Source organism: Anaeromyxobacter sp. SG17, from assembly GCF_022690695.1.
GTDB classification, from domain to species: Bacteria; Myxococcota; Myxococcia; order Myxococcales; family Anaeromyxobacteraceae; genus Anaeromyxobacter; species Anaeromyxobacter soli.
This window is the reverse complement of the sequence record NZ_JALCYX010000004.1, coordinates 40,738-65,665: the sequence shown is the minus strand read 5'-3', so window position 1 is coordinate 65,665 and position 24,928 is coordinate 40,738. Positions and strand designations below refer to the sequence as shown.

The 24,928-nt window shown below is 72.4% G+C and carries 23 protein-coding genes; 5 read left to right on the top strand and 18 right to left on the bottom strand.

Annotated elements, in window-relative coordinates:
* Positions 1-3: 3 nt before the first annotated feature.
* The 9 genes from MNY60_RS03115 to MNY60_RS03075 form a co-directional block, all read right to left on the bottom strand.
* Complete coding sequence (locus MNY60_RS03115) at positions 4-897, bottom strand: branched-chain amino acid ABC transporter permease (protein WP_242333735.1); 894 nt, start codon at positions 895-897, stop codon at positions 4-6.
* Between the two features lie 73 nt (positions 898-970).
* Positions 971-2,119, bottom strand: coding sequence for an ABC transporter substrate-binding protein (locus tag MNY60_RS03110; protein WP_242360018.1), 1,149 nt, complete (start codon positions 2,117-2,119; stop codon positions 971-973).
* 122 nt (positions 2,120-2,241) lie between these two features.
* Positions 2,242-3,732 (bottom strand): DcaP family trimeric outer membrane transporter, encoded by a 1,491-nt coding sequence (locus tag MNY60_RS03105; RefSeq protein WP_242333741.1) that lies wholly within the window; start codon positions 3,730-3,732, stop codon positions 2,242-2,244.
* A gap of 59 nt (positions 3,733-3,791) precedes the next feature.
* On the bottom strand, positions 3,792-4,565 hold the full coding sequence (locus MNY60_RS03100) for an amino acid ABC transporter ATP-binding protein (RefSeq protein ID WP_242333744.1): 774 nt from the start codon (positions 4,563-4,565) through the stop codon (positions 3,792-3,794).
* A 17-nt stretch (positions 4,566-4,582) separates the two neighbouring features.
* The gene (locus MNY60_RS03095) at positions 4,583-5,368 is read right to left on the bottom strand and encodes an amino acid ABC transporter permease (RefSeq protein WP_242333746.1); all 786 of its coding nucleotides are present in this window, start codon (positions 5,366-5,368) and stop codon (positions 4,583-4,585) included.
* 40 nt (positions 5,369-5,408) lie between these two features.
* A complete protein-coding gene (locus tag MNY60_RS03090; protein ID WP_242360017.1) occupies positions 5,409-6,158 on the bottom strand; it encodes an ABC transporter substrate-binding protein in 750 nt (249 codons plus the stop codon).
* Between the two features lie 236 nt (positions 6,159-6,394).
* Positions 6,395-7,660 carry an MFS transporter gene (locus MNY60_RS03085; RefSeq protein ID WP_242333752.1) on the bottom strand — a complete coding sequence of 422 codons (1,266 nt, stop codon included), beginning with the start codon at positions 7,658-7,660 and terminating at the stop codon, positions 6,395-6,397.
* 88 nt (positions 7,661-7,748) lie between these two features.
* Positions 7,749-8,396, bottom strand: a complete 648-nt coding sequence (locus MNY60_RS03080; protein ID WP_242333755.1) for a glutathione S-transferase — start codon at positions 8,394-8,396, stop codon at positions 7,749-7,751.
* 5 nt (positions 8,397-8,401) lie between these two features.
* A complete protein-coding gene (locus MNY60_RS03075; protein ID WP_242333758.1) occupies positions 8,402-8,722 on the bottom strand; it encodes a DUF2917 domain-containing protein in 321 nt (106 codons plus the stop codon).
* Between the two features lie 134 nt (positions 8,723-8,856).
* Here MNY60_RS03075 and MNY60_RS03070 point away from each other — a divergent pair, with 134 nt between their 5' ends.
* Positions 8,857-9,801, top strand: a complete 945-nt coding sequence (locus tag MNY60_RS03070; RefSeq protein ID WP_242353503.1) for a LysR substrate-binding domain-containing protein — start codon at positions 8,857-8,859, stop codon at positions 9,799-9,801.
* Here the strand turns inward: MNY60_RS03070 and MNY60_RS03065 are convergent.
* The gene (locus MNY60_RS03065; protein WP_242333764.1) at positions 9,761-10,384 is read right to left on the bottom strand and encodes a LysE family translocator; all 624 of its coding nucleotides are present in this window, start codon (positions 10,382-10,384) and stop codon (positions 9,761-9,763) included. The two genes, MNY60_RS03070 and MNY60_RS03065, sit on opposite strands and share 41 nt — an antisense overlap.
* Before the next feature lie 107 nt (positions 10,385-10,491).
* Between MNY60_RS03065 and MNY60_RS03060 the strand changes: the two genes are divergently transcribed.
* Positions 10,492-10,920 (top strand): OsmC family protein, encoded by a 429-nt coding sequence (locus MNY60_RS03060; protein ID WP_242333767.1) that lies wholly within the window; start codon positions 10,492-10,494, stop codon positions 10,918-10,920.
* A 34-nt stretch (positions 10,921-10,954) separates the two neighbouring features.
* Here the strand turns inward: MNY60_RS03060 and MNY60_RS03055 are convergent, their stop codons facing one another.
* Both MNY60_RS03055 and MNY60_RS03050 read right to left on the bottom strand, forming a co-directional pair.
* Positions 10,955-12,874 (bottom strand): PKD domain-containing protein, encoded by a 1,920-nt coding sequence (locus tag MNY60_RS03055; RefSeq protein WP_242333769.1) that lies wholly within the window; start codon positions 12,872-12,874, stop codon positions 10,955-10,957.
* Between the two features lie 191 nt (positions 12,875-13,065).
* The gene (locus MNY60_RS03050) at positions 13,066-14,277 is read right to left on the bottom strand and encodes an acetate/propionate family kinase (protein WP_242360016.1); all 1,212 of its coding nucleotides are present in this window, start codon (positions 14,275-14,277) and stop codon (positions 13,066-13,068) included.
* Between the two features lie 257 nt (positions 14,278-14,534).
* Between MNY60_RS03050 and MNY60_RS03045 the strand changes: the two genes are divergently transcribed.
* Positions 14,535-15,026: an RsbRD N-terminal domain-containing protein gene (locus tag MNY60_RS03045; RefSeq protein WP_242333775.1), complete on the top strand. Its 492-nt coding sequence runs from the start codon at positions 14,535-14,537 to the stop codon at positions 15,024-15,026.
* A 35-nt stretch (positions 15,027-15,061) separates the two neighbouring features.
* Here MNY60_RS03045 and MNY60_RS03040 read toward each other — a convergent pair whose 3' ends face one another.
* On the bottom strand, positions 15,062-15,523 hold the full coding sequence (locus MNY60_RS03040; protein ID WP_242333778.1) for a YiiD C-terminal domain-containing protein: 462 nt from the start codon (positions 15,521-15,523) through the stop codon (positions 15,062-15,064).
* Positions 15,524-15,582: 59 nt separating this feature from the next.
* A complete protein-coding gene (locus MNY60_RS03035; protein ID WP_242333781.1) occupies positions 15,583-16,596 on the bottom strand; it encodes an NAD-dependent epimerase/dehydratase family protein in 1,014 nt (337 codons plus the stop codon).
* A 92-nt stretch (positions 16,597-16,688) separates the two neighbouring features.
* Here MNY60_RS03035 and MNY60_RS03030 point away from each other — a divergent pair, with 92 nt between their 5' ends.
* Complete coding sequence (locus tag MNY60_RS03030) at positions 16,689-17,618, top strand: LysR family transcriptional regulator (protein ID WP_242333784.1); 930 nt, start codon at positions 16,689-16,691, stop codon at positions 17,616-17,618.
* 113 nt (positions 17,619-17,731) lie between these two features.
* Positions 17,732-18,649 (top strand): NAD(P)-dependent oxidoreductase, encoded by a 918-nt coding sequence (locus tag MNY60_RS03025; protein WP_242333787.1) that lies wholly within the window; start codon positions 17,732-17,734, stop codon positions 18,647-18,649.
* 101 nt (positions 18,650-18,750) lie between these two features.
* Here the strand turns inward: MNY60_RS03025 and mdh are convergent, their stop codons facing one another.
* The 4 genes from mdh to MNY60_RS03005 all read right to left on the bottom strand — a co-directional run bounded on the left by mdh (position 18,751) and on the right by MNY60_RS03005 (position 24,534).
* Positions 18,751-19,701: a malate dehydrogenase gene (gene mdh / locus MNY60_RS03020; RefSeq protein ID WP_242333790.1), complete on the bottom strand. Its 951-nt coding sequence runs from the start codon at positions 19,699-19,701 to the stop codon at positions 18,751-18,753.
* Positions 19,702-19,740: 39 nt separating this feature from the next.
* On the bottom strand, positions 19,741-21,975 hold the full coding sequence (locus tag MNY60_RS03015) for an NADP-dependent isocitrate dehydrogenase (protein ID WP_242333793.1): 2,235 nt from the start codon (positions 21,973-21,975) through the stop codon (positions 19,741-19,743).
* Positions 21,976-22,484: 509 nt separating this feature from the next.
* A complete protein-coding gene (locus MNY60_RS03010; protein ID WP_242333796.1) occupies positions 22,485-23,378 on the bottom strand; it encodes a 5'-3' exonuclease H3TH domain-containing protein in 894 nt (297 codons plus the stop codon).
* Between the two features lie 166 nt (positions 23,379-23,544).
* Positions 23,545-24,534, bottom strand: a complete 990-nt coding sequence (locus MNY60_RS03005; protein ID WP_242333799.1) for a hypothetical protein — start codon at positions 24,532-24,534, stop codon at positions 23,545-23,547.
* Positions 24,535-24,928 lie beyond the last annotated feature (394 nt).

Genomic DNA, 24,928 nt, shown 5'->3' with positions numbered 1-24,928 from the left:
GCGTCACACCTTCTCGACGTGGCGCCCGCCGAGGAGGCCCGAGGGCTTCACCAGGAGGACGACGATGAGGAGCACGAACGCGAACGCGTCGCGGTAGCCGGTGAGCGTCGGCAGGAACGCGACGGTGAGGAGCTCGATCCCGCCGAGCAGGAAGCCGCCCAGCACCGCCCCCTGGATGCTGCCGATCCCGCCGATGACCGCCGCGATGAAGCACTTGAGGCCCGGCATCGTGCCCATGAGCGGGTTCAGCTGCGGGTACTTGTAGGACCACATGATGCCGCCGACCGCGGCGAGCAGCGAGCCGGCGCCGAACGTGAACGAGATGATGCGGTTCACGTCGATCGCCTGCAGGCGCGCGGCGTCGAGATCGGTCGAGACGGCGCGCATCGCCATCCCGGTCTTCGTCCGGTGCACGACCCAGAGGAGGATCGCCAGCACCACGAAGGTGAGGACCGGGATGACGACGCTCACCGACATGACCGAGACACCGCCCAGCCCGAGCTTGACGTTCATGACGTCGGGGACCAGGACGCCCTTGGGGCGGCCGCCGAACACCACGATGCCGACGTTCTCGATGAGGAACGAGGCGCCGATGGCGCTGATCATCACCGAGATGCGCGGGGAGTCCCGCAGCGGGCGGTACGCGACGCGCTCGAGCACCACGCCGAAGAGCGCGGTGACCAGGATGGCGAGGAGGAAGGCCGCCCACCAGGGAAGGAGGAACGTCGCCACGGCGTAGAACGCCAGGTAGGCGCCCAGCATGAAGACGTCGCCGTGGGCGAAGTTGATGAGCCGCAGGATGCCGTACACCATCGTGTAGCCGATGGCGATGAGGGCGTAGAGGCTGCCCAGGGACAGGGCATTCGCCAGGTGCTGCAGGAAGAGCGCGAGTGTCATGACGCCTCGGGGCCTCTGCGGCGGGCGCGGGGGGCTGCACCCGCCCCCCGGCCGCCGCGATGAGCTCCTGGCCCTACGGCTGAACCGTGGTCAGGTAGGTGAACTTCCCGCCCTTGACGACCTTGATGACCGCGCTCTTCGTGGCGTCGCGGTTCTGGTCGAACGTGATGTGGCCGGCCGCGCCCGGGAAGCGCTGCGTGGCGGCGAGCGCGTCGCGGATCTTCACGCCGTCGAGGCTGCCCGCCTTCTCGATGGCCGAGCGCACCACGAGGTAGCCGTCGAAGCCGAGCGCGGTCACCGCGGCGGGCTCCTTGTTGTACTGCTTGCGGTACGCGTCGAGGAACGTCTTGCTGGTCTCGGTGATGGGCACCTCGGTCGCGAAGAACGTCGAGAACACCGCGCCCTCGACCGCCTGCTTGCCGACGTCCACGAACTCGGGGGTCTCCCAGGTGTCGCCGCCGAGGAAGGGCGCGGTGATCCCGAGCTCGCGCGCCTGCTTGATGACGAGCGCGCTCTCCGTGTAGTTGCCCGGGGCGAAGATCACGTCGGGGTTCATGGACTTCGCGGTGGTGAGCTGGGCCGTGAAGTCCTGGTCGTTCGTGTTGTAGTTGAGCTCCGAGAGGATCGCGCCCTCGTCGCCGGTGAGCTTCTTGAAGCTGTCGGAGAAGAACCGGGCGAGGCCCACCGAGTAGTCGTTCGAGACCTCGCGGATGATGACCGCCTTCTTGGCCTTGAGGTCCTTGAAGGCGTAGTTCGCCATCACCGTGCCCTGGAACGGGTCGATGAAGCAGACGCGGAAGTAGTACTCGTTGCCCTTCGTGACGAGCGGGTTCGTCGCGGAGAGCGCGATGGCGGGTACCTTCTTGTCCTTGACGATCGGGCCGGCCGCCATGGACAGCGACGAGCCCCACGAGCCCAGGACGGCGGCGACCTTGTCCTGATCGACCAGCCGCTGGGCGGCGTTGGCCGCCTCGACCTTGTCGGACTTGTTGTCCGAGACGACGAGCTCGATCTTGAGCTCCTTGTCGCCGACCTTCACGGTGGGGAACATCTCGTTCGCGAGCTTGATCCCCTCCACCTCCATCGCCCCGCCGGCCGCGTTCGCGCCGGTCATCGGCTCGAACACGCCGATCTTGACGGTGGTGGGCGTCGAGGACTTCTTCTGGCAGGCGCCGAGCGAGACGAGCGCGAGGGCGCCGAGGACGAGACCGAGGGTGCGCATGTTGTTGCCTCCTGCCGAAGTCGAGACGCCGCTGCTCGGGTCTCGGTTGGGTACCGCCGGGATGAGGACCCGCGCAGGGTTGCACGCCGGCTCATGGCGGGCAAGGCGCGCGGGACCGCGCGTCAGTTCACGTAGTACTTCACCGAGAAGTCGAGGCGCTGATCCTCGCCCCGCTCGCCGGCGAGCGTCCTCCGCTGCGCCCAGATGCCCTCCACGCCGACGTCCACGCCCTTCACCGGCGTGAAGATCGGGCCGACGTGGAGCTGCTGCACCGAGCGGTTCACGCCGTACCGGCCGCCGTCGAGGCCGGTCGCCTTCGCCACGTCGGTGTAGGAGCCGTCGAGGTCCCGCGTAGCGCCGTAGACGAAGTTCACGCGCACCCAGCCCGCGGGCTTGAGCTGGTAGCCGGCGATGACGCCGACGGCGCGCTCGGTCCGGATCCGGCCGGCCGCCGCGTCGTAGAGGGCCCCCTCGATGTAGTTGAGGTAGCGGCCGATGCCGTCGCCGCCCGTGACCTGCAGCGCGAGCCAGTCGGAGCCGCGCACCTTGAACGAGGCGCTCGCCGCCGCGCCCCAGCCGCGCGCCGCGGCCTTCGTGCCGTCGCCGTCGTCGAAGCGGAGCTCCTGCGTCATCGCGCGGGCGCCGAGCGCGCCCCACTGGAACCCCTTGTCCCAGCGGACCACCACGTCCGGCACGCGCGAGAGGCTCGTGGGGATGGGGAGGCCGTAGTCCGGGTTCGGGCTGTCGGCGGGGCCGGCGCGGGAGTCGAGCACGTAGCTCGAGGAGTTCTCGAGCGCGACGGTGAAGCCGCCGGCCGACTGCGTCGCGTAGGTGTAGCGGATGACCGGCTGGCGGATGAAGGTGGCGCCCGTGGGGCCGTTGTAGTCGACGGTCTCCGGGTAGTTGTCCACGTCCATGAACGTGGACCACGTCTGGCCGACGAGGAGGCCGCCGAAGACGCCGTAGAGGTGGCGGACCCGGAAGCCGTAGCTGCTCGTCTGCTGCTGGGTGAAGAGGTTCTCCGGCGCGCCGTACTGGGCGGTGTTCCCGGTGCGCGGCTCGTTGTTGAAGTCGCCCTCGATCTTGACGCCGAGGACGCCGTACCGCGTCGGCGTGGCCGCGTCGATGCCGAGCCGGGAGGTGCGGGCGGTGAGGTAGTCCCGGTTCGTGCGCCGCCCCGCGGCCGTCCCCTCGAGCGGCAGGTACGGAGCGAAGGTCGCGTAGTCGATGTCCGAGTTGTCGGGGCCGAACGCGTGCACCCAGTTCAGCTCCGCGAACCCGTACAGCCGGAGCGAGAGCTCCGTGCCGGGCACCCGGAACGAGCCGGGGACGTCCCCCGCGACCACCGCGTCCTTCTGCTGGATCTCGACCACGTCCACGCGCTCCGCGAGCGCGGCCACCTGCTCCGCCGCCGGGGCGGGCGGCGGGGTGTAGGAGGCGGGCGTGGGCGCGGCCGCCCTCGCCTTCAGGGCCTCGAGCTCCTCCGCGAGCCGCTTCACCTCGGCCCGCAGGGCCTGGACGTCGTCCGGCCGGGCCGCCTCCTCGGCGCGGGCGGCGCCGCCGAGCAGCAGGGTCAGGAGGGAGATGCCGAAGATCGTGTTGCGCGTGCTCATCCGTGTCCTCTGCGAAAGCTCCCGCTCGCGGGCGAAGCGCCCGAGTGGAGATGTCACTGTCAGTGAGATATCTGGCCCAGGAACGCCCGGATCCGGTCGTTGCGCTGGCGCTCGAAGAACTCGTCCGCGGGGGCGTCCTGCAGGAGCTCCCCGTGGTCGAAGAAGAGGATCCGGTCCCCGACCTCGCGCGCGAACCGCATCTCGTGCGTGACGACGATCATCGTCATGCCGGACCGCGCCAGGTCCTTCATCACGTCGAGGACCTCGTTGATCATCTCGGGATCGAGCGCGCTCGTCGGCTCGTCGAAGAGCAGCACCTTCGGGTTCATCGCGAGCGCGCGGGCGATGGCCACGCGCTGCTGCTGGCCGCCGGAGAGCTGGAAGGGGTACTTGTGGACGTGGTCGGCGAGGCCGACGCGCGTGAGCAGCTCGAGCGCGGCGCGGGTCGCCTCGGCGCGCGGCGTGCCCCGGACCCGCCGCGGCGCGAGCGCCACGTTCTCGAGCGCCGTGAGGTGCGGGAACAGGTTGAACTGCTGGAACACCATGCCGACCTCGCGGCGGATGGCGTCGAGGTTGCGGACGTTGTCGTCGAGCTCGATCCCGTCCACCACGATGCGCCCGGAGTCGTGCTTCTCGAGGCGGTTCAGCGTCCGGAGGAAGGTGGACTTGCCGGAGCCGGAGGCGCCGATGATCACGGCCACCTCGCCCTCGAAGAAGCGCGTCGTCACGCCGCGCAGCACGTGAGCCGGGCCGAAGTGCTTGTTCACGCCCTCGGCGACGATGAGCGGCGGCCGGTCGGTGGCGAGCGAAGGAGCGGAGTGTACGAGCGACATGAGGTCCGTCCTGCCGCTCAGCGCCGCTGCTCGAGGTCGAGCCGCTGCTCGATCGCCCCGGAGATCCGGGTGAGCACGGTGGTGAGGACGAGGTAGATCGTGGCGGTCGTGGCGAGCGTCGGCACCGGCTCGAAGGTGGCGGCCTGGAGCCGGTTGCCCACGTTCGAGAGCTCCACCACCCCGATCACGTAGGCGAGCGACGAGTCCTTGAGCAGGGCCACCACGTTGTTCACGAGCGGCGGGAGCGCGATCTTGAACGCCTGGGGGAAGACCACGTCGCGGAAGGTCTGCAAGGGGGACAGGCCCAGCGCGCGGGCGGCCTCGGTCTGCCCCTTCGGCACCGCGACGATGCCGGCGCGGATCGCCTCCGCGTTGTAGGCGCCGACGTTCACCGCCAGCGCGACCACCGCCGAGGTGAAGTCGGAGAGCTGGAGGCCCGGGACGATCGCCGGCAGCGCGAAGTACACGAACAGCACCTGCACGAGGAGCGGCGTGCCGCGCACGGCCCAGACGTACAGGTCGGCCGCCCAGCGGATCGGCGGGAACGGCGCGAGCTTCGCCACGGCGGTGAGGACGCCGATGGCGATCCCGGCGAGGCCGGAGGCGAGCGTCAGCCAGACGGTGACGCGCGTGCCGCTCGCGAACTCGTCGGCGACCGGGCCGACGGGGTCCGGCATCCACGAGAGCGGCTTCGCCACGCCCCACATGAACAGCACGAGCACCACCGCCGACGCGGCGATGGTCGCGGTGCTGCGCTGCTGGCGCGTCCAGCGCGCGGGCCAGACGCCGAGTGCGACGTTCATGGGACCGGCTCGAGGGCGGTGCCGTCGGAGCGACGCCGGCTCACCGGCAGCGGACGTCCTCGTTCAGATACTTCCTGGAGATCTTCTCGTACGTCCCGTTGGCCATGATGTCCGCGAGGGCCTTGTTCAGCGCCGCCTGGAGCGAGCCGTTGCCCTTCTTCACGGCCATGGCGATGCGCTCCACGAAGACGAAGTCGCCGATCTTCAGCCCCGCGCCGCCGGCGGACTCGACCGCCGCCTTGGCCACGAAGCGATCGGTCACCCATGCGTCGACCCGCCCGGCCGCGAGCGCGGAGCGGGCGTCGGTGTCCTTGGGGAAGTTCTTGACCTCCTTGAGGCCGGGGATCTTCTGGACGTGCGCGAGGTAGGTCGTGCCGGTCTGCACGGCGACGACCTTCCCGGCGAGATCCTTCACCGTGCGGATCGCGGGGTCCTTCGCGACGATGACGCCGCCCGAGCAGTAGTGCGGATCGGTGAACGTGACCGCCTTGGCGCGCTCCTCGCTCACGCCGAACGAGGCGATCACCATGTCCCAGCGATCCTGCCGGAGCCCGGCGAGCAGCGCGTCGAACGACAGGGCCCGCCACTCGATCGCGACGCCCAGCTTCTTCGCGAGGGCCTCCGCGACGTCGATCTCGAAGCCGGTGAGGGTCGGCCCGCGGAAGAAGTTGAAAGGAGGGAACGCGCCCTCCGAGGCGACGACCATCGTCCCCGACGCCTTGATCTCCTCGAAGGTGCGGGCCTGGGCGGGCAGCGCGGCGAGGGTCAGCGTGAGGGCGAGGAGCTTCATGGGGGTCTTCATCGCGCGGTTCCCTGGAGTCGGAGTTGCGCGGACCCTCCGCGCCGGACGCACACGAGGTCTCGGTGGGGGGCGAGCGGGGCGCGCCCCTGGACCTCGGCGCGGGGTGGTAGCCCGCGTGGGGCGCGCTTGTCAATCGGTCGCGGGACGCCGGACGCCCGGCCCGGCGCGTCGAGCCGGACGAGGCGGCCGCGGGCGGTCGGCGGCGGGCGGCCGGGCCGCTTCGGTCACGCCGTGCGCACGGGGGAGAGCTCGACCTCGGGCCGGGCGCGGCCGCGCCCGATCGCGAGCGCCAGCAGCGCGGCGGCCATGCAGATCGCGCCGGAGGCGAGGAACGCCAGGCGGTAGTCGCCGAGCTCCGTCCGGACGAGGCCGGCGCCCAGCGCGGCCAGCGCGGCGCCCACCTGGTGGGACGCGAACACCCAGCCGTACACGATGGGCGCGTCGTCCTTGCCGAACGCGTCGGTCGCGAGCCTCACGGTCGGCGGCACCGTCGCGATCCAGTCGAGCCCGTAGAACACGCTGAACAGGCCGAGCCCGTCGCCGTGGTGGAGCGCGCCGGGGAGGAAGACGAGCGAGAGCCCGCGCAGCGCGTAGTAGGTGAACAAGAGGCGCCTGCTGTCCCACCTGTCCGTGAGCCAGCCCGAGGCGGTGGTGCCCACGAGATCGAAGAGCCCCATCGTCGCGAGCAGGCTCGCCGCGCGGACCTCGGGGATCCCGTGGTCGAGGCAGGCGGGGATGAGGTGCGTGCCGACGAGGCCGTTCGTGCTCGCGCCGCAGACGAAGAACGTCGCGGCGAGCAGCCAGAAGTCGCGGTGCCGCATCGCCCGGCCGAGCGTGGTGACCGCGAGCACCGCGGGGTTGCCACGCCGCGAGGGGGGCGGCGGCGCCTCCGTCGCGCCGACGGGCAGGAGCCCCACCGCGGCGGGCGACTCGCGCACCACGGCGAGGACGAGCGGCACCATCGCCAGGGCGGCGACCGCCACGGCGCGGACGGCCCAGCGCCACCCCTCCGCCTCCGTCAGGTGGGCGAGGAGCGGCAGGAACAGGAGCTGCCCGGTGGCGGTGCTGGCGGTCAGCGCCCCCATCACGAGCCCGCGGCGGGCGTGGAACCAGCGCGCCACCACGACCGCGCCGAGCACGGTGGCCGCCATCCCCGAGCCGACGCCGACCAGGACGCCCCACAGGACCACGAGCTGCCACGCCGCCCGCATCTCCGTGGCGAGCAGGAGGGCGCCCGCGAGGAGCGTCATCGCGACGGCCATGGTCCGGCGGAGGCCGATCCGCTCGGCGATCGCGGCGGTGAACGGGCCCATGAGGCCGTACAGCAGGAGGTTCACGCCGATCGCGCCGGAGATCGTCGCGCGCGACCACCCGAGGTCGTGCTCGAGCGGCACGATCACCACGCCGGGCGTCGCGCGGATGGCGGCGGCGACGAGGAGCACGCCGAACGTCGCGCCGAAGACGTACCAACCGTGATGGAGCCGCCGCATCCTGGTCACCTCGTCCTCGCGCGGCGGGCAGACGGCCGCCGCCCGGGCGATTCGCCCGGCCGCACCTCGGGATCGATCCGGCCCAGCGTCAGGCCAGGTCGTACTTCGGGATGGCGTCCTGCTCGGCCGCGGCGCCCGCGACCCACTTCACCACCGCGGGGTGGCGCCAGACCGCCTCGGCGTACTCGGCCTCCGGCCCGTCCAGCGCGATGCCGTAGGTGCGGAAGCGCCCGACGACCGGGGCGAACATGACGTCGGCGATGCCGAACCCGCCGAACAGGAACTCGCCGCCCCGCGCGCCGGCGCGGAGCTCGCGCCAGATCGCGCGGACGCGGGAAACGTCGGCGAGCACGTCCTCCGCCGGCGACGCGATCGTCCGCCGGAGCCGGAGGTTCATCGGCAGGCTCGAGCGCAGCGCCTGGAAGCCCGAGTGCATCTCGGCGGACACCGCTCGCGCCACCGCCCGCGCGCCCGGCTCCGCGGGCCAGAGCCCCGCCGCGGGGAACTTCTCGGCGAGGTACTCGCAGATGGCGAGCGAGTCCCAGACGAGGAGCCCCTCGTCGCGGAGCACCGGCACGCGGCCGGCCGGCGAGATCTCGCGGATCCGCCGCGCCGTGTCGGGCCGGTCGAGCGGGACGAGCAGCTCCCGGTACGGCGCCCCCGTCAGCTCGAGCGCGAGCCAGCCCCGCATCGACCAGGACGAGTAGTTCTTGTTGCCGATGACGATCTCGAGCACGCGGTTCACCCTCGCTGGTGGGAGGCCGGGAGGATAGCAGGGCACGGGATGGTCACGGACCGCTCCCGCCGCGGCTCGCGGACCGCGAGGCGCGAAGGAGCGAGCGCGAAGGCCACGACCAGCCCGCCGGCCGGGAGCCTGAGCTCCTCGCCGGCCGCGAGGACGTGGTCCTCGAGATCGCCGGACTGCGTGACGTGGACGAGCCCCGCCTCGGCGCGCAGCACCACCCCGCGGCGGCCCGGGCGCACCCGCGTGGTCGCCTCCGCCGGAAGCTCCCGGCTCCCCGTCTCTCGAACGCTCCACCCGAACGGCCAAGCTCCGAACATGACGCCTTCCTCGCTTCCGGGGCGGATCTCCCTTCCCCGTCGAGCCTGATCTTGCTCTCCCCGACTGGCGGCGTATCTGCACGTTTGTGCACTCCGGGCGTGCACGGATGCACGGCTTTGGACAGGATGGGCTCATGTTCGCCTGGGACGACCTCCGCATCTTCCTCGCCGTGCACCGCGCGCGCAGCCACGCCGGCGCCGCGCGCGTGCTGCGCACCGCCTCCACCACCGTCGGCCGGCGCCTCTCGGCCATGGAGGCCGCCGTCGGGGCGCGCCTCTTCACGCGGACGCCGGAGGGGCTCGCGCCGAGCGCCGCCGCGCAGCGGCTCCTGCCCTACGCGGAACGCGTCGAGGCGGAGCTCCTCGAGGCGGAGCGCGCGCTCTCCGGCGCCGACTCGCGCCCGACGGGCTCGGTGCGCGTCACGACCGGCGACGGCTTCGCCTCCTTCGTCCTCGCGCCCGCGCTGCCGGCCTTCCTCGAGGCCCACCCCGGCCTCACCATCGAGATCCGGGCCGACGTCCGCGCCCTGGATCTCACCCGCGGCGAGGCGGACGTCGCGGTCCGCCTCTTCCGCCCGCGGGAGCGATCGCTCGTGGCGCGCCGCCTCGGGCTCGAGCGCTACGCCTTCTTCGCCGCGCCCGCCTACCTCGCCCGGCGCGGCACGCCGCGCCACCCGCGCGACCTCGCGCGGCACGATCTCATCCTTTATGACCAGGACTTCGACCGGATGCGCACGCAGGCCTGGGTGCGCCAGACCGCGGCCGGCGCGCGCGTCGCCGTCCGCGCCAGCACGACCACCATGATGCACGCCGCCTGCGCCGCGGGCGCTGGCATCGCGCTCCTCACGGTGAGCACGGTGCGGGACGACCCGGCGTTCGCGCCGGTGCTGCCCTCCCTCCGGCCCCCGGCGAACGAGATCTGGGCGGTGACACACCCCGAGCTGCGATCCACCGCGCGCGTGGCGACGGTGCTGCGCTGGCTCGAGGCGCTCGTCCTCGCGAGCGAGGGGCCGGCGGGGGCGGCGGAGGCGCGCGCGCTCAGCGCCGAGCCATGGCCAGACGCACGCCGAACCCGATGAGCACGAGCCCGGTGAGGCTCTCCAGGGCGCGGGTCGCCCTCGGGTGCGCGAGCGCGCCGCGCATGCGGCCGACGAACAGGGTGACGAGCGACAGCCAGATCATCCCTTCCGTGAAGTGGATGCCGGCGAGGAGGATCGACTTCGCCAGCACCGGGTCGCCCGGGCCGATGAACTGGGGCAGGAACGCGAGGTAGAAGACCGCGACCTTGGGGTTGAGGACGTTGTTGAGCATCCCCTCGACGAAGGCGCGGTGGGCGCCGACGGGCTCGAGGCCGGGCGCCGCCGCGGGGACGCCGCGCACGGCGCTCCAGATCGCCTGGAGCCCCAGGAAGACGAGGTAGGCGGCGCCGGCGAGCTTCACGAGCTCGAAGGCCCTCGCCGAGCGCACGAGGATCACGGAGAGCCCGAGCGCGGAGAGGGTCGCGTGAACGAACAGGCCGGCGCAGACGCCCAGCACCGTGAGCATGCCGGCGCGGCGCCCGCGGACGAGCGCGCTGCGGACGACGAGCAGGGTGTCGGCGCCCGGGGTGAGGGTGACGAGCGCGGCGATGCCGGTGAACGCGAGGACGCGGGCGTCGAGCATCCCTCTGCCATACACCGGCGACCTCGAGCGGGGAAACCCCGCCGCGCGCGGCGCTCGCGCCGGTTAGACTCGCCTTCTGTTTCCAGGCTTCCTACCGAGGAGCGCCCATGTCCGGCGTACCGATGACCGCAGCGATCCAGGGCCTCACCTGCCAGCTCGCCCACGGCCCTTCCGGCTCGAGCCTCACCACCGTGCCGCCCCGCGACAACGGCGGCGACGGCTCGAGCTTCTCGCCGACGGACCTCGTGGGCGCGGCGCTCGCCGCGTGCGCCCTCAGCACGATGGCGCTCGTGGCAAAGCGCGAGGGGCTCGCGTGGGGCGACGCCCGCGCCGCGGTGGAGAAGCGCATGACGCCCCCGCCGCGGCGCATCGGCGAGCTCGTGCTCGTCATCGACATGCCTCGGGAGGCGCGCCCCGAGGAGCGGGCGCGGCTCGAGGAGATCGCGCGCACCTGCCCGGTGGCGCGGAGCCTCCACCCGGACGTGAAGGTGCCGATGGAGTTCCGGTACCCGGCCGGCGACGGCCCCGTCCGCTGAAGCTGGACGAGGCCGTCCCGGGCGAGCGGGCGCGTCAGTACGCGACGACGCCGTACGGCGCGAGCAGCCCCGAGCTGGCGTCCACCTCGAAGAGGACGAAGCGCCGGGTGCCGTCCCTGGAGAAGAACGCGAACCGGCCGTGCGCGAGGAAGCCCTTGCCGCCCACGCCGACGCGCGGGAACGCGACGGTGTCCTGCCTCGCGAGGAAGTCGTCGCCGAAGACGCGGAGCTCCGTATCGCCCGCCGGCTGCGGAGGATACGTCCACGAGTCGACGGCGGGGATGGCGAGGACCTGGCCCGCGGCGAGCGAGTGGTCCACCCAGCGCACGCGCGTGGTGGCCTCCAGCGCGCCGGCGTAGGTCATGTCCGCGCCCGACGTCGAGCCGGTCGTCGTGTTCGAGTGGAAGGTGTTCCCGCAGGCGGTGAAGATCCGCAGCCCGTCCTCGGAGATCCAGAGGTCGCCGCACATGGCGTAGTCGCCGTGGTACGGCGAGTCGTAGAGGTACTTCGCGGTGCCCGCGGCGATGTCGTACTTCTCGATGTCCGCGGGGGAGAGGCCGTTGTCGGCGCCGTAGATGAACGTTCCCCCGGGGTGCAGCTTCGCCTTGGTGCCGGCACGGATGGACCAGCTCGAGCTCAGCGTCTCGGCTCCGGTCGAGACGTTCAGGCAGTGGATCTCGACCCACTGATCGACGCGCGGGAAGGCGTAGACGAAGCCGTTCCCCGCGAGCACCACGTCGAGGACGTCCGAGGTGGTGGGGATGACCTTCTCCACCGCGAGCGGCGCGGGGGAGAGCCGCACGTACGAGACGTAGCCGTTGTGGCCGACGGCGGCGTGGAGCCCGTCCGGCGAGACGCTCACCGAGGTGGGCGCGAGCGAGAGATCCACGGACTGCTCGGTCCCTGCGACCGGATCGGCGACGTAGAGGCGGTTGGGCGTGGTGCCCACCGTCACCACCCGATCGAGCGGCCGCGAGTACTCGGCGTCCACGACCGAGTGGCCCAGCAGCCAGACCTTCTTGTGCACCGTGACCTGGACGGCGTCGGCGGCCACGCTCTGGAGCGAGCCGTCGCTCACGAGGAGCGAGAAGGCGTAGACGCCCTCCGCGTCGAAGGTGACGGTCGGGGCGCACGCGGTCGGATCGGAGAGCACGGCGGCGCTGCCGGTCGGGCGCGCGGTGAGGGTCCAGGCGCAGGTGAACGTGTCGCCGTCCGGGTCTGACGAGGCCGCGGCGGAGAGGGCCAGCGTGGCGTCTTCGTTCGACTCCAGGTCCGGGCCGGCGTTCGCCACGGGGGCGTGGTTGCGCACCGTGATGGTCACGTCGTCGAAGGAGGACACCACGCCGTCGCTCACCGTCAGCCGGACCACGTAGGTACCGAAGACGTCGGGGGTGAGCGAGGTGGTGGCGGCGGCCTGGGCGGACAGGGCGGCCGCGCTGCCGATCGGCCGCGTCACGAGGGTCCACCCGAGGACGAGGGGATCGCCGTCGGGGTCGTAGCTCGCCGAGCCTGAGAGCGACAGCTCGAGGCCGCGGCTGCCCTCGCGGTCCGCGCCGGCGCTGGCGACCGGCGCCTGGTTCTCGCAGGTAATGGTCACCTCGTCGTTCACGGGCGGGTTCACGCCGTCCGAGACCTGCAGGCGCACGACGTACGCGCCCGGGACGTCCGCCGTGAACTGGGTGACGTCGGAGGTGGGGCTCTGCAGGCGCGCGCTGCTCCCCGCCGGCCGCGAGACCATCGTCCAGAGGTGCGCGATCGGGAACCCCTCGGGGTCCACGCTCGCCGAGCCGTCGAGCGTGACGACGGCGTTCTTGCCGACCGAGCGATCGAAGCCGGCCTGCGCGATCGGCGGCTGGTTCCCCGGGACGACGGGGGCGGGCTTGCTGTCGCTGCTGCTGCAGGCGACGAGCGTGCAGAGCGCGAGGGCGGCGGCGCCGCGACACGTGACGTTCATGTTCTCTCCCAGGGGATGCGCGGCTCAACGCGTCGGGCGTTCCGCGCACGGACGGTTGCTTTCGACCGCCCGTGCATCGTAGCCGAGCCGGTCCGGGCTCGGCGAGCAAACGGCTCCGCGCGCGGAGCGCACGCGATCCCACCCGGACCCACCGGCGCGCACCCTCCGGAGCTCCCGGCGCGCCGGGGACGTCAGCTCGCCCGGCGTCCGCCGGAGGCCTGCGTCCGCTCGATGACCTCGGCGGTGTCCATCGCGATCATGAGCTCCTCGTTCGTCGCGACGACGGCCGCCATGGGCCGCGTGGTCCGCGTGATCCGGCCGCACAGCGCCTTGCCATGGGACGCGTTCGCGTCGGGGTCGAGCACGAGGCCGGTGAAGGCGAGCAGCTCGACCACCTGGGCGCGCACCTGCGCGGCGTTCTCGCCGATGCCCCCCGTGAAGACGAGCGCATCGAGCCGGCCGAGCGCCACGGTCATCCCCGCCGCCGCCTTCGCGACGGAGTGGCAGAACTTGTCGATGGCGAGCGCGGCGCGGGCGTGCCCGCCTTCGGCGGCGCGCTGCAGGGTCAGCATGTCCGCGCTGAGCCCCGAGAGGCCGAGCAGGCCGGAGCTCTTGTTCAGCTCGTCCATCACGTGGTCGGCGTCGCACCCGAGCGACGTCTTCATGTGCGCGATGATCGACGGGTCGATGGAGCCGCTGCGCGTGTCCATGACCACGCCGTCGAGCGGCGTGAGCCCCATCGTCGTGTCGAGGCTCTTGCCGTTGCGGACCGCCGCGAGGGAGCAGCCGTTGCCGAGGTGCGCGGTGACGATCGCGTGGTCGTCCGGATCCAGGCCGAGCTGCGACACCGCCCGCAGCGACACGTAGTGGTGGCTCGTGCCGTGGAACCCGTAGCGCCTCACCTCGTGCTGCTCGAACCACTCGTAGGGGACCGCGTAGAGGTACGCGCGCGGCGGCATCGTCTGGTGGAACGCGGTGTCGAACACCGCGACCTGCGGCACCCCCGGGAAGAGCTGCTGCGCGAGGCGGATGCCGAGCAGGTTGGGCGGGTTGTGGAGAGGTCCGAGGTGGACGCACTCCTCGATCTTGGCGACGACCTCCGGGGTGATGAACCTCGACCCCGAGAACCTCGCCCCCCCATGCACGACCCGGTGTCCGATGCCGAGCATCCGGTCGGCGAGCCCCACCTCGCGCAGGACGTCCACCACCGCGCGCAGGGCCGCCTCGTGGTCGCCGCCGGCGAGAGGCCGCGACCGCTTGCGCCCCTCGTGCTGGAGCTCGAGCATCGCCTGAGAAGTCCCCAGGTGCTGCGCCGTCCCCGAGACGTGCTCGTGGCCGTTCGACGAGTGGACGACGGCGAACCTCACAGAGGTGCTGCCGCAGTTCAGGACGAGTACGTTCACCGGCTCTCCATGGGCGTGGCGAGGCGCCACAGTCGCACCCCGGGACGCCGCTTCGCAAGCCACGTCGGCGCGCTCCGTACGGCTGGAATGACACTGCGGGCTGCGTGCTCGGGTCGGAATCACGGCGTCGCGCAGTCTCTGCGCGACTCATGCGTCGCGGTTATCGTCGCCATAGCCAGAATGACTTTTCCTTATCGGGCGCTGGTCGCTATGTTGCGCCTGTCGCGGGTGGACCCGCGCCGAGGAGAACGGTCGCCATGAACGTCGAGGACCTGCTGATCGCGTACGAGCCCGCGATCGTGGACGAGGCTGTGCACGCGACCGAGGAGAACGAGCGCTACGGGCGCGACGGCGACGAGGCGACGCGGCGGCGCATCGAGGAGCTCTATCACCGGCTGACCGCCGCCGTGCGCGCGCGTGACGTGAGCGAGCTGCTCGCCTACGTGCGGCGGATCGCGCGCGAGCGGTCCGCGGCGGGCTTCGAGCTCTCCGACGTCCAGGCTGCGTTCGACGCGCTCGAGGAGGCGATCTGGCACGGGGCGGTCGTCGAGCTGCCCGCCTACGACCTTCCGTTCGGACACGGCCTCGTCTTCACCGCGCTCGCGCACGGCAAGGAGACGCTGCGGCACGCCTTCGACCCCGCCGCCCCGCACGTCCCGGCGCCCTTCCCCGACCTCACGCCGCTCTACAAGGGCACCGAGGCGGTCCTCGCGCCCTGCCCCGCGGAGGAGATGGTCTTCGCCGCCTGAGCCTCCCGGCTCCGACGGCGAGACGCTCGGGCGGCCTACGCGGCGGGAGCGCCGTCGAGCCGCGCCGCCACGTACACCCCCTCGTACGTACCGCCGACCCCCGACTGCGAGTGAATGGCGCCGCGGACGCGCACGCGCGCCTTCCGCCGCCGCGCGAGCGTCGCGAGGAAGCGCTCCCAGTCGGCGGAGCCCGGCAGGGACGCCGTCGCGGTGAAGTCGCCGTCGACGGGCTCGTCGAAGTCCACCTCGCTGCGCTGGATGACGAGGCGCGCCTCGATGCCGCGCTCGCGGAGGGCGAGGTGCAGCAGCGTCCAGCCCGCGAGGATGGCGAGCGCCGAGAGGCTGCCGCCGAACGCGGTGCTCCGGTGGTTCAGGTTCGGCGCGAGCGGCGCCGCGAGGCGGACGGAGGTCCGGTCGTACGCCTCGACCACGGCCCCGAGGTGGCGCGTGAGGGGGATGTGGTCGTGCAGGTAACGCGTGGTCTCGTCGAGGGTCATGAGCGAGCTCGGAAGCGCGGCGGGCCTCCAGCATAGCGCGCGCCGCGCCCGGTCGCCGCTCAGGCCGCTTTCGCGCCAGCGAGCGAGCGGATCCAGCTCGCGGTCTCGGCCACCGCCTGCTCTCGAGCGGTCGGCTCGACCCCGAAGGCCTCGCGGAAGCGCCGGTCGTCGATGACGTAGGGCACCTTCCACTGGTAGGTCATCTCGGCGGCGGCGCCGAGCACGGGGCTCACGAGGCCCGCTGCGCGCATGACCCAGTCCGGCACTGCCCGCACCCGGCCGCGCCGGCCCAGCGCCGCCCCGATCGCCTCGACGAGGCCGCGCGTGGTGCCGGTCCAGGCCAGCGGCAGGTGCCACACCCGGCCGTCCGCCGCCGGGCTCGTTCCGAGCACCGCGAGGCCCCGGGCCACGTCGGGTCCGTAGCTGTATCCGTGGGGCTGGTCGGGGTCGCCGCCCATCTCGATGGGCTTCCCCGCGAGGATCCGCTCGGCGAACCGGGCGCCGAGGAGCGCCGTCGGCACCTCCGGCCCGAAGTAGTCGGAGGCGCGCCCGGTCGTCGCCCGGACCTCGCCGCGCGCGTGCGCCTCGACGAGCTCGCGCGCCAGCATCGCCCGCAGCTCGCCCTTGTGGCTGCAGGGGTTCATGGGCGTGTCTTCGTCGAAGGGCGCTCGGTCCGGCCGACCGTACATGTACAGGCAGTCGAGCACGACGAGCCGCGCGCCGGCCCGGGCGGCGGCGTCGCGCACGCCGCGCTTCAGCGGGGGGAGCACCTCGTCCCAGCGGTGGTAGTCCGCGGGGTTGGCGCAGTCGTAGACCACCGCCGCGCCGCGGGCGGCCTCGGTCGCGGCCTCGCGATCGGCGGCGTCGGCGCGCCGCCACTCCACGCCAGGGAGCGCGCGACCGGGCTGGCCACGCCGCACCATCCGGACCCGCAGGCCGCGGGAGAGGAGCTCCATCGCGAGGCGCGTACCGATCTGGCCCGCGCCGAAGACGACGTGCAGCGGGGGCGGGGCGAGCTCCACGGGGCCGTCGGCGTGAAGGGGGGACTGCGAGGGGTTCCGGAGGAGCGTCATGGGTGGAGGTCCTTTCGAGGTCCTTTCGTCTCCGATCTGACCTCCGCGCGAACGCATGGCAACGCGCAGTCCTGCGGGCTACCTCTGCATCCATGCAAAGGCTCCGCTGGGACAACGCGCAGGTCCTGCTCGCGCTCCTGCAGGCGCGCTCCTTCTCCGGCGCCGGCGCGCGCCTCGGCGTGAACGCCTCCACCGCCTCGCGCCGGCTCGACGCGCTCGAGGCGGCCCTGGGCGCCCACCTGTTCGATCGGACGCCGGACGGCGTCCTCCCCACCGCGCTCGCAGAGGAGCTGGGGCCACACGCGGAGGCGATGGAGCGGGCCGCCACCGGGCTCGCGCTCGCCGCGCAGGGGCGCGAGGCGCTGGCGGAAGGCGAGGTGCGGCTGACCGCGCCGCCCGGCGTCGTGGAGTTCCTCGTCGCGCCCGCGCTGCCGCGGCTGCTGCGCCGTCACCCGCGCCTGCGGCTCTCCGTCGACGCGAGCGTGACGTACGCGGACCTGACCCGCCGCGAGGCCGACCTGGCGCTGCGGACGACCCGCCCGGCGTCGGGGGACCTCGTCGTGAAGAAGCTCGGCGAGACGCGGGGAGGCGTGTACGGCGCCCCCGCCTACGCGGTCGAGCTGGGCGTGCTGCGCCGGCTCGACGAGGCCCGCTGGATCACCTGGGGCGACGACCTCGGCCACCTGCCGCCCGCCCAGCTCGTCACGCAGCGGGTGCCGCCGGCGGCGATCGTGCTCAGGACCAGCCACATGGGGGCGCAGCTCGCGGCCGCGGCCGCTGGCGCCGGGGTCCTCCTGTCCGATCCGCACACGGCGAAGGTCTGCGGCCTCGTGGAGATCCCGCTCGCGCCGGCGCTCCGGCGCTCGCTGCCGCCGCTGCGCGGGGGCGCGCTCTGGCTCGTGGCGCACCGCGCCTTGCGCGACGTCCCGCGCATCGCGGCGCTGTGGGCGTTCCTCGAGGAGGAGGCGCGCGGGGCCGGGCTCGTCCCGGATCGTGCCGGCGCGGGCACGGTCGGGCCGTAGCGCGGCGCTCCGGCGCCATCCCTCCGGGCGAGCGTCCGGCGACGCGCCTTTCGCTCAGGGTCGCGCGGGCCGGGGCCGGTGCCGGTGGTTAGGGTGAGCGCCGGGGCAATGTCATGGACGTCGGATTCGTCGGGCTGGGCTCGATGGGGCAGCCCATGGCGCGCAACCTCCTGCGCGCCGGTCACCACGTGACGGTCTGGAACAGGACCCGCGCGCGCGCCGAGGCGCTCGCGGGCGACGGGGCGACCGTCGCGGGCACGCCCGCCGAGGCCGCCCGCGGCGGCGTGGTGCTCACGATGGTCTCCGACGACCGCGCGCTCGAGGCGGTGGTCTCCGGCCCGGACGGACTCCTCGCCGGGCTCCCCCGCGGCGGGCTCCACGTGTCGATGAGCACGATCGGCGTCGCCACGGCGGAGCGGCTTTTGCGCGGGCACGAGGAGGCGGGCCGGCGGCTCGTGTCGGCGCCGGTGTTCGGCCGACCCGACGCCGCCGCGGCGGCGAAGCTGTCCATCGTCGCCGCGGGCCGCGAGGCAGACATCACCCTCGCCAGGCCGCTGTTCGAGGCGATGGGCCGGCAGGTGCTCGTGGTCGGCGCGCGCCCGCCCGAGGCGAACCTCGTGAAGCTCGCGGGGAACTTCCTCATCACCGCCGCCATCGAGGGGCTGGCGGAGGCGACCGCCGTCGTCGCGAAGGGGGGCGTCGATCGGCGCAAGTTCCTGGAGGTCCTGCTCGGCACGCTCTTCGATGCGCCGGTCTACCGCGGGTACGGCAGCCTCCTCGTGGAGGAGCGGTTCTCGCCGCCGGGGTTCGCCCTGCCGCTCGGCATCAAGGACAACCGGCTGCTGCTCGAGGCCGGCGAGCGGCTCGCGGTCCCCCTCCCCCTCGCGAGCCTCGTGCGCGATCGCATGCTGGCGGCGCTCGCGCGCGGCTGGGGCGACCTCGACTGGTCGGTCTTCGCCCGGATCTCCGCGGAGGAGGCGGGGCTCTCCGACGCCCCGCGCGCGGCAAGCTCCGGCGCGACCTCGCCCTGAAGCCGCCCTGCCCTCTCCCGCGCAGGCCCGGCCTGAAGCGAAGAGGCCCCGGCCGCCTTTCGGCGACCGGGGCCTCGAGCTTCGTTCGTCGCGGGAGCGCGCTACTTCATGCTGCCGACGAGATCCCGGACCGCCTTCACCGACTTGTCCATCATCGCCTGCTCCTCCGCGTTGAGCTTCAGCTGGAGGATGCGCTCGGCGCCGCCCGCGCCGATGACGACCGGAACGCCGACGTAGAGCCCGTCGACGCCGAACTCGCCCTTGAGGAACGCGCAGGTCGGGAGGACCCGCTTCTGGTCCTTGAGGAACGACTCGGCCATCGCGATGGCGCTGGAGGCCGGCGAGTAGAAGGCGCTGCCCGTCTTGAGCAGGGCGACGACCTCACCGCCCGCGCCACGGGTCCGCTTCACCATCGCGGCCATGACCTCGGCGGCCTTGGCGGCGCCGTACTTCTGCTCGAGGAGCTCCATCACCGGGATGCCGCAGACGCTGGTGTACCGGACGAGCGGCACCATGTCGTCGCCGTGGCCGCCCAGCGTGACCGCCGTGACGTCCTTCACGGAGACGCCGAGCTCCCAGGCGATGAACGCCGCGAAGCGCGCCGAGTCGAGCACGCCGGCCTGGCCGACCACGCGGTGGTGCGGGAACCCGGTGATGCGCTGGCAGAGCGTCACCATCGCGTCGAGCGGGTTCGAGATCACGATGACGAAGGCGTCCGGGGCGTACTGCTTGATGCCCTCGGCCACCGACGTCATGATCTTCGAGTTCACGGCGATGAGGTCGTCGCGGCTCATGCCCGGCTTGCGCGGCAGGCCGGCCGTCACGATGACGACGTTCGAGCCCTTGATGTCCTCGTAGCTGTTCGTGCCCTTGAGGCTCACGTCGAAGCCGTCGACCGGCGCCGCCTCGGCGATGTCGAGCGTCTTGCCCTGGGGCAGCCCCTCGACGATGTCGAAGAGGACCACGTCGCCCAGCTCGCGCAGCGCGGCGAGCTGCGCCAGCACGCCGCCGATCTGACCGCCACCAATCAATGCAATCTTCGGTCTAGCCATTTCTATCTCCTCGAGAAGATCTGGTTCGATTCCCTGCTACTACGCCATAGCGTCAACGATTGCATTCAACGTCGGGCTGGGGCGCATCGCCGCAGCCGTCTTCTTGGGATCCGGCCGGTAGTAGCCGCCCGTGTCCACCGGCTTCCCCTGGGCCGCGATCAGCTCCGCGTCGATCTTCGCGGCGTTCTCCCCGAGCTGCTTCGCCAGCTTGGCGAAGCGCGCCTGGAGGTCCTTGTCCTTCGTCTGCTCCGCGAGCGCCTCCGCCCAGTACAGGGCGAGGTAGAAGTGGCTGCCGCGGTTGTCGATCTGCCCCACCTTGCGGGCCGGCGACTTGTTGTTGTCGAGGAACTTGCCGATCGCCTTGTCGAGCGCCTCGGCGAGGACAGCGGCCTTCTCGTTCTTCGACGTCGCCGCGACGTGCTCCAGCGAGGCGCCCAGCGCGGAGAACTCGCCGAGCGAGTCCCAGCGCAGGTAGCCCTCCTTCACGAACTGCTGCACGTGCTTCGGCGCCGAGCCGCCCGCCCCGGTCTCGAACAGGCCGCCACCGGCGAGGAGCGGGACGATCGAGAGCATCTTCGCGCTGGTGCCGATCTCGAGGATCGGGAACAGGTCCGTGAGGTAGTCGCGGAGGGCGTTGCCCGTGACCGAGATCGTGTCCTGGCCCTGGCGGATCCGCTTCACCGAGAAGCGCATCGCCTCGACGGGCTCGAGGATGCGGATCTCGAGGCCGACCGTGTCGTGGTCCTTCAGGTACTTCTCGACCTTCGCGATGACCTGCGCGTCGTGCGCGCGAGCCTTGTCGAGCCAGAACACCGCCGGCGCGCCGGTGGCCCGGGCGCGGGTGACCGCGAGCTTCACCCAGTCACGGATCGCGGCGTCCTTCGCCTGGCACATGCGGAAGATGTCGCCCTCCTCGACCGACTGCTGGAGCAGCGTCGCGCCCGTCTCGTCGTTCACGACGCGGACGGTGCCGTTGCCCTGGGCGATGAAGGTCTTGTCGTGCGAGCCGTACTCCTCGGCCTGCTGCGCCATGAGGCCGACGTTCGGCACGCTGCCCATGGTCGCCGGGTCGAACGCCCCGTTCTTCCGGCAGTCCTCCATGATCTCCCGGTACATCGTCGCGTAGCAGCGATCCGGGATGACGGCCTTCGTCTCCTTGAGCTTGCCGTCCGGGCCCCACATCTTGCCGGACTCACGGACCACGACCGGCATCGACGCGTCGACGATGATGTCGTTCGGCGCGTGGAGGTTCGTGATGCCCTTGTCGGAGTCGACCATCGCGAGCGCCGGGCGCTTCGCGTAGACGGCCTTGATGTCGGCCTCGATCTCCGCCCGCGTCTCCGCCGGCAGCGCCTGGATCTTCTTGTAGAGGTCGCCGAGGCCGAGGTTCGGGTTGACGCCCGCCTGCTTGAGCGCGGCCGCGTGCTTCTCGAACACGTCCTTGAAGAAGACGGTCACGGCGTGGCCGAACATGACGGGGTCGGAGACCTTCATCATGGTGGCCTTGAGGTGCAGCGAGAAGAGGACGTCGTTCTTCTTCGCGTCCTCGATCTGCTCCTCGTAGAACTTGCGCAGCGCGCGAATGCTCATGACGGTCGAGTCGATGATCTCGCCCGCCTTGAGCGGCGCCTTCTTCTTGAGGACGGTGGCCTTGCCGTCCGCGGAGACGAACTCGATCCGGTAGTCCATCGCCTGCTGGACGGTCATCGAGGTCTCGTGGCCGTAGAAGTCGTCGCTCGTCATGTGCGCGACGTGGGCCTTCGAGTCGGACGTCCAGGCGCCGAGCTTGTGCGGGTGCTTCTTCGAGAACGCCTTCACGGACAGCGGCGAGCGGCGATCGGAGTTGCCCTCACGGAGCACCGGGTTCACGGCGCTGCCGAGGCACTTCGCGTAGCGCGCCTGGATCGCCTTCTCGGCGTCGTCCTTGGGGTTCTCGGGGTAGTCCGGGAGCTTGTAGCCCTTCCCCTGCAGCTCCTTGATCGCCTCCTTGAGCTGGGGGATCGAGGCGCTGATGTTCGGCAGCTTGATGATGTTGGCCTCGGGCGTCCGCGCGAGCTCGCCGAGCTGGGCCAGGTAGTCGGGGATGCGCTGGCTCTCGGTCAGGTTCTCCGGGAAGTTCGCGATGATCCGGCCGGAGAGCGAGATGTCCCGCGTCTCGACGGCGACGCCGGTACCCTGGGTGAAGGCCTGGACGATGGGGAGCAGCGAGTACGTGGCCAGCGCAGGCGCTTCGTCAATATCCGTCCAGATGATCGTGGAGGTCTTCGTCGTCATGTCCTCTTCCTTGGTGCCCCTGCATCTCACGAGCGGGGAACCTTCACTGTTCGTACTCGACTGCTTCTGATCTTCGCCCGGGGCGATTCTTCGGCCCAGAGAGCTGAGGCTCCGGCACCCGCCCCTGGGCTGCTTTCACGTCTGCGCCGGACAGTTCCTGGAAGCCGTGGAAATTACACGATGTGTCAGGCGACTGTCTTCACGTCGGCCGGCGGATGTGGACTTCGCGCGTCCGCGAGCGCCAGCGCGCAGGGGATGCGCCGCCGACGCTGCCCGCCGAGGCCGTCGATCTCCCCGACGACCGCCGGATGGAGCCGATCCGAGGTGCCCGGGCGCCGCGGCGAGCGCAGCTTCTGCGCGATGGACACACCGGTGCCGGGGGCGAGGACTGCTCCTCGACCCCGCACCGGCCGCCGATCGGGAACGGGCCGCCGACCCGGAATAATCCGCCCTCTCGGGTGTGGCGTCCCGTTACGCCCGCGGCGCCCCCTGCCCCGGCGCGGCGGCGATCAGCCGCCGTCCCAGCGTGCGCGGCGCGCGTCCAGCGCCGGGACGAGCGAGCGAGCGCCGAGCTCGTCGCACCACGCCTCGAAGCGCGCCCGCGGGATGCCCTGCCAGCGCACGTCCTCGAGCGACTCTGCGAGCGGCACGTCGCGGACGAGCGTGGCGAGCCGCCGGTAGAGGATGGCCGCCTCCCGTCCCGCGTCCAGCGCGCGCACGAGCGTCGCCGCGCCGCGGATACCGGCGGGCCAGCGCCCCGGGTCGAGGGGGATGTCCTCGAGGTGGACGAACCGTGCGAGCAGCGCCGAGGCGGTCCTCGCCCCGAACCCGGCGAGCCCGGGGATCCCGTCCGCCTCGTCGCCCACGAGCGCCAGGTAGTCGGGGACGCTCTCGGGCCGGATGCCGCGACGGGCGAGGAGCGCCTCCTCGTCGATCTCGCGCTTGCGGATGCGGTCGACCTGCACGACCTGGCGTCCCCACAGGCACTGCCCCAGGTCCTTGTCGGGCGTGAGGATGCGCACCTGGACCGCCGCGTCGCGGAAGCGGGCGGCGCCGGTGGCCAGCGCGTCGTCGGCCTCGAACTCGCGCATCGACCAGACGGTCACGCCCAGCGCACGGACCGCCGCCTCGGCGGCGTCGAATTGCGCGAGCAGCTCCCGCGGCACCCCGTCGTCGGTCTTGTACCCCGGCCAGAGGTCGTTCCGGAAAGAGCGGATGGGATTGTCGAACGCGACCGCGACGTGGGTGACCGCCTCGCCCTCGTCGTGCAGGAGGGCCAGGAGCGAGCTCGCGAGCCCGACGGTGGCCTTCGCGTCCCAGCCCGCCGGCGCGACGTGGCCGGGCCGCTTCGAGTAGTGCGCCCGGAAGAGCTCGAAGGTGCCGTCGACGAGGTGTACCCGCATCGCGGCCGAATATAGGAGCCCACCGGGAGACGCGCGGCCCGACGCCCGCAAGCCTGTCGGGGCGTGCCGCCGCAAAAAACCGTTCACCTGTGAGCGCAAGCTGCTGCTCGAGCGCGCGGCGGCGTGTGAGCGCGCGGCGCGGTGACAGAGGGGGGCGGCGGTCCGGCTACCTCAGGAGCCCGCGCCACCAGCGCCACGCGCAGACGTTCGCCTCGTGGCTCATCGCCATCGCGGTGCCGTCCGCCCCGACGAACGCCCAGGCGCAGCCTTCGAGCGGCAGCTGGATCTTCCCGCACGACGTGCCGGACGGCGTCAGGATCTCGATCTCGGCGGTGGAGGGACACGCGAGCTGGGGCCCGACCACCGCGTTCGCGCGCCCTCCCCGCACCACGTACACCCGCGTCCCCGGCCGATCCGCGAGCCACTGCGGGGCAGGAGACGCCGCCGCGTTCCCCGGCGCGAAGACGTGCGTCCAGACCCCGCTCACGCGCAGCGCCACCGTCCCGTCCGCGAGCGAAGCGGTGTCGTCGCCGACGCTCGTCGCTCCGAGCGGCGGCGTGAGCGGGAACCAGCCCGTGAGCGGGGCGGCGTCCCGCCCGAACCAGCGCGCGCCGTCGAGAGCGACGACGAGCGCCTCGCCGGTGCGGGCGACGCCGAGCTGATAGGGAGCGCGATCGAGCTCCGCCGCTCCGGCGCGCGACCCGTCCTCGCGCACGTACTCGAGCCGCAGGATGGGGCTCCCGTCCGGGTGGCGGTCGTTCGTGATCATGCCCTCCGTGGTCGTGAGGAGCGCGCTCCCGCCTCCCGGGACCGGGTGGAGCTGGCGCACGCGGCCGAGCGGCCCGTCCCCGCCGAGGAGGGCTCCGCGCGCGTCACGACGCTCGAAGAGGCCCGGCAGGTAATCGCCGCCGTGGTTCAGGTGATAGCCGTGCGGCTGCGGCGCGATGGGGAAGCCCTCTGCGAGCAGCGACACCTGGAAGGCGACGGTGTCGTCTCCCGCGCCGGTCGCGGCGTCGAGGAACCGGTACGCGCTCTGCTTGTAGCCGGTGCCGACGCCGATCCAGTCCCCCGTCCCGTCGGTGATCGGCTCGCGGCAGAAGTAGAAGCCGTCGAGCGGCAGGCTGTGCTCGACGGCCTCGCCCAGCGCGGCGGGCACGAGGCCCGCGCACGCGTCGGCGGCCGGCGCCGGCGGAGGGGGCGACTCCGGAGACGACGGCGGCGTCGCGGCGGGAGGCGGCGACGGCTGCGACGCCGGCGGCTCCGGCGTTGCGCTCGGGCCGGGCGCGGTCGGATCCGGGGACGGAGTCGGCTCAGGCGTGGGCTCGCGTGTCGAGGGACCGCCGCCGCACGCGGCGAGGAGGAGAACGACTGCCCAAAGCCCGACGCTCGCCGTGCCCCTCGCCATGCCTGCGCCCCCTCGCCCGAGCCTCCTGCAGCCCCGCGAAGCGAGGCGCCCCAGAGTGAATGTGCGCTCCCGGCGAATCCCGCGCCAGGGGCGCCCGCGGCGGGGCGCGGCGAGGACGGGAGTCGGGTCCGGGAAGTTGGGATCG